The 3,701-nt window shown below is 63.6% G+C and carries 5 protein-coding genes; 3 read left to right on the top strand and 2 right to left on the bottom strand.

Annotated elements, in window-relative coordinates; all coding sequences use genetic code 11:
- Both EOD07_RS38190 and EOD07_RS26415 read right to left on the bottom strand, forming a co-directional pair.
- Positions 1–198, bottom strand: a 198-nt coding sequence (locus tag EOD07_RS38190) for a hypothetical protein (protein ID WP_206519561.1), incomplete at its 3' end; no start/stop codon positions are given.
- Positions 199–887: 689 nt separating this feature from the next.
- Complete coding sequence (locus EOD07_RS26415; protein ID WP_127237504.1) at positions 888–1,820, bottom strand: hypothetical protein; 933 nt, start codon at positions 1,818–1,820, stop codon at positions 888–890.
- Between the two features lie 129 nt (positions 1,821–1,949).
- On the opposite strand from EOD07_RS26415, the gene EOD07_RS26410 reads away from it, so the two are divergent.
- The 3 genes from EOD07_RS26410 (at position 1,950) to EOD07_RS26400 (ending at position 3,518) form a co-directional block, all read left to right on the top strand.
- Positions 1,950–2,276: a hypothetical protein gene (locus EOD07_RS26410; protein ID WP_127237503.1), complete on the top strand. Its 327-nt coding sequence runs from the start codon at positions 1,950–1,952 to the stop codon at positions 2,274–2,276.
- A gap of 446 nt (positions 2,277–2,722) precedes the next feature.
- The gene (locus EOD07_RS26405) at positions 2,723–3,208 is read left to right on the top strand and encodes a RidA family protein (RefSeq protein WP_127237506.1); all 486 of its coding nucleotides are present in this window, start codon (positions 2,723–2,725) and stop codon (positions 3,206–3,208) included.
- 88 nt (positions 3,209–3,296) lie between these two features.
- Positions 3,297–3,518: an alkylphosphonate utilization protein gene (locus EOD07_RS26400; protein WP_127237502.1), complete on the top strand. Its 222-nt coding sequence runs from the start codon at positions 3,297–3,299 to the stop codon at positions 3,516–3,518.
- The last annotated feature ends 183 nt before the right edge of the window (positions 3,519–3,701 follow it).

Here is a 3,701-nt window from a genome sequence, read left to right as displayed (position 1 = left end):
GCTCACAGATGCGCCGGATGCCGCTTTCGAGCGAAACCCGTCGTCGCCGGGCGCCGATGCTGCGCTGCCGAATTGCGCCCAAAAAAAGTCGGGGTCGAAGGAACAAGCCGGGCAGCGAAAAATCTGCTTATTCAAGCGGATAAGCATATATGTGCGGTGCGGCCCGCCGGCCGTTGGAAAAGCCCGGAATTCCGCCATTTCGCGGCCCTTAGGCGTCGCTCCGCCATGGCTTTAAACCGTGCTTCGGGCACGAAAAGGCGGCTAAAAAGTGCTTCCAGGCCACATGCCGGCAGCGTTGACAGGACACCGCCCCAATGGCACTGCGCAACCACTGGTCACGCCATGACCGTTGCTGTTGGGGACGGACGGGGTTTCAGCAGCTTGGCGGCGGCGCCGGACGGGCGGGCACCTGCGCAGTGTACCGCCCGCTCCTGGCCAGACCCAGTTTCCAGCGGTCAAGCCTGCTTGCCTGGGACCGCTTCGACCGGCGGCGCGTTCGTCGAATATCAGCTTAGGATCTCAGAACGAGAAGCCAGAGGACGGCGCCGCTGCGGTCACCGCAGAAAGCCTGCCGCGCTTGGCAAGTGTCGGTTTGCGATATGGCTTCTTCATCAGCTGTTTGGGAGGCCAAGCGTCAGACCGGGCCTGAGACCTGGATTGCCACGACGCCCGACAGCTTCTCGCGCTTCGACAGCACCGGCTTCTGGTAAGTCTTCTTCTGGATAACCCCTCTTGCCCCAGTTTCGCGCCCGCAACACGCAGCGCGAACTCAATCCCGTCAAAGAATACTTGCGCGATTGGCGTGCGATGAAGGCTGACTGCAACCCGAAAGCATTCGGATTGTAGCTGGCAAGCGACATCCGGCACGGCCCCGGTCAGTGCGGTGATTAACCGGCGTGCTGCAGCCAATGGCGGTCGAACAGCTCGAGGACGGCGCGGAATTCGGCCGGCGGGATCTGGATGGCGCCGTCGTCGCTGTAGGCGTCGAGGAACTTGTCAAGCTGCCGATCGACCGCTTCCGGATGTTCCAGGTCGATCCCGAGGCCCGCCAGGTCTGCGGCGATCGAACCGCCGGGCGGCAGGTACCCGCCCCATGTCCCGGCACCTGATGCCGCATCGCGCAGCCGCACCAGCAGGATCCGGGTCAGCGAGGGCTGCGCTTCGGGGCCGATGACGGCGGAGCCGCACATATAGCCGCCGAGCACACTGACCGGCTGTGTCTGCGGGAACAGGCATAGGAAGAACTGCGTGTCGCCGCCGACATCCTTGAGATGCAGATAGAGGCCGCGCTTCGCTGGCATCACCGGGCCGACGAGTTGCAAATGTCCGGTCGGCAAGGTCTCGCCATAGGTGGCCGTCAGCCCATGCGCGCCCGGCCCCGCTTCGATCGACAGGCGGCCCTTGATCATCCGGCCGCGGTAATAGGGCGACCAGGCGCGCGAATAACAGGCATAGGCCCCGGCGAGCCCGGAGCCGAGGCCACGCTCATCATGCCCGGATGCATCGAACTGCATGCCGGCGCGGCGCTCCAGTTCGGCACTGTCGATGCCGTGGCGGGCCACGATCGCGGCGGTGAAGGCCGGCAGCTCGCTCTCGGCGATCCAGGCGCCGGGCTGTTCCAGCTCAAGCAACCTCGCCCAGTCGTCGTAGACGCTGATCTGGCGCGGGCGCGCCCGGCCCTGCAGCCATTTGTCGGCGCGGCCGAGATCGAACGCGGTGTTCGGATTGACGGCGCGGAACGCCGCCGCCAGATCCTTGCGGGTCACCGTTCCCAGCAAGGCCGAAGTCAGCCTCAGTTTTTGCGCGATGTGCTGCGCCATGCACTTAGCCCCGATGTTTCGCCGCCTAAGTCTTCGGCGTTCCGGCTGGAATCACCGAGCTTCTCCAATGATCCCGGTTAGCATGCCGGCAAATGGCCTCCATTCCATTTATCCTATTTCCATATGCTAATGTTCCTGGAATTCCAGAGAATTCCACGATGTTCCGCGCACGCGATCTTTGCGGGCGGACAGGCAGCGCTACGGTCGTTCCGGGATGAATACAGGGGAGCTGTCATGAAACTCATTTTATCCGCGCTTGTTATGGCGCTTGCGTTGTCGCAAACCGCCGAAGCCAAAACGAAAATTCCCCCGACCGAGGCAAAGACCGGCACTGAGAAGAGCCGGCCGCTGCTCGATCAGACGGCCACTGGCGGCATCGTGCCTTCGGCGGGCCTGCAGTCGAAGGACGCCGAACCAGGCCAAGCCTATCCGCAGCCGCTGGACCTTCATTTCTAAACCAATCCCGGAAGCCGTGCGCGGCGGTTTTGGTCCGGAGCCGCGTAAGACAAAAGGTAGCCATTCCGGGGGACCCATAGCCGGTTCACCATCCCGGATCGGCGAAGAAAGCAGCGGCCGGACCAACTGCCGCCCGGCCAGCCTGAGGGCTGGGGGCTTGGCGCCGTCGGCGGGGCGGCGCCCGCCCGCGCGGATCGCAGGACCACGGTCCGCGCGGGCTAAAGCATGTCTCCCGAAAGCAGGCCCGATTTCGGGGCAAAGACATGCTTAAAATCAAAAACTTAAAGCAGGTCGCGTGATCCTTTTCACGCGACCTGCTTTAGGCTTCCAGCCAACCACTCCCCGATCATTCTTCTTCAGAGCCAAAGCCATTCTTGACGAACGCCCCGCGAACCGGAAAGCTCGGCCGCGGTGCCGCAATGGCGCTGTGCGAGAAGGGCCATGCCATGCCGGGTGCCGACGAGAAGCTTGCCGCGCTCGGCATCGTCCTGCCGCCGCCGCTGAAACTGCCGCCGCGCATGGTGCTGCCCTTTCCCTGGGTGAATGTGCGCGGCGACCGCGCCTATATCTCTGGCCACGGACCGCAGGAACCGGATGGCTCGCTCGCCGGGCCGTTCGGCGCCGTCGGCGAGAGCGTGTCGCTGGAAGAAGCACGGGCATCGGCCCGCAAGGTCGGACTGTCGATGCTCGGCAGCCTGAAACGCGAGCTCGGCAGCCTTGACCGGATCACCGGCTGGTGCCGCGTGCACGGCATGGTCAATTCGGCTTTGCGCTTCACCGAAACGCCGGCGGTGATGAACGGCTTTTCGGACCTCATCCTCGAAGTCTTCGGACCGGAAATCGGCCGCCATGCCCGCACGGCCATCGGCGTCGCCGCCCTGCCTTTGAATTTCCCGGTCGAGATCGAGGCCGAGGTGATGCTTGGGCGGTGAGCCTCCCCCAAGGTATCCAGCCCGCTTGACCAGGCCGTGGTCGGCGCGATACGCGGGCGCAGGCCATCCAACCAATGAAAGACCCGCCATGACCGACCCTATCGTAAAAGACAGCAACGGCACGCCGCTGAAGGATGGCGACTCCGTGACCCTCATCAAGGACCTCAAGGTCAAGGGCACATCGGAGACGATCAAGCGCGGCACGCTGGTGAAGAACGTCCGGCTAAACGGCAATCCCGGCGAGATCGAATGCAACACCAAGCAGGTCAAGGGTCTGGTGCTGAAGACGGAGTTCCTGAAGAAGGCCTGATAGCGGGCCGAGGCTCTGCGATGGCCTATCTCCCCCTTGTGGAGGAGATAGCATTTTCCTGCATTTGCGAGCGGGCTTGTCCCCGAGCAAGTGCTTGAAAAATGCAAGAGAGGGGATCTCGTCGGGCGCCGCCGCTGCTTTCTTGTAGAGCGCTAACTTTCCTCGTCGACGCTTTCCCCTCTC

This window comes from Mesorhizobium sp. M2C.T.Ca.TU.002.02.1.1 (assembly GCF_003997225.1).
Note: the sequence above shows the minus strand (reverse complement) of the source record. Positions and strands in the feature narration are given on the sequence as shown.

Coding starts and splice junctions, on each gene's coding strand:
- EOD07_RS26405 (WP_127237506.1), top strand. CDS start 2,723: ATGCCGGGTGCCGACGAGAAGCTTGCCGCGCTCGGCATCGTCCTGCCG.
- EOD07_RS26410 (WP_127237503.1), top strand. CDS start 1,950: ATGTTCCTGGAATTCCAGAGAATTCCACGATGTTCCGCGCACGCGATC.
- EOD07_RS26415 (WP_127237504.1), bottom strand. CDS start 1,820: ATGGCGCAGCACATCGCGCAAAAACTGAGGCTGACTTCGGCCTTGCTG.
- EOD07_RS26400 (WP_127237502.1), top strand. CDS start 3,297: ATGACCGACCCTATCGTAAAAGACAGCAACGGCACGCCGCTGAAGGAT.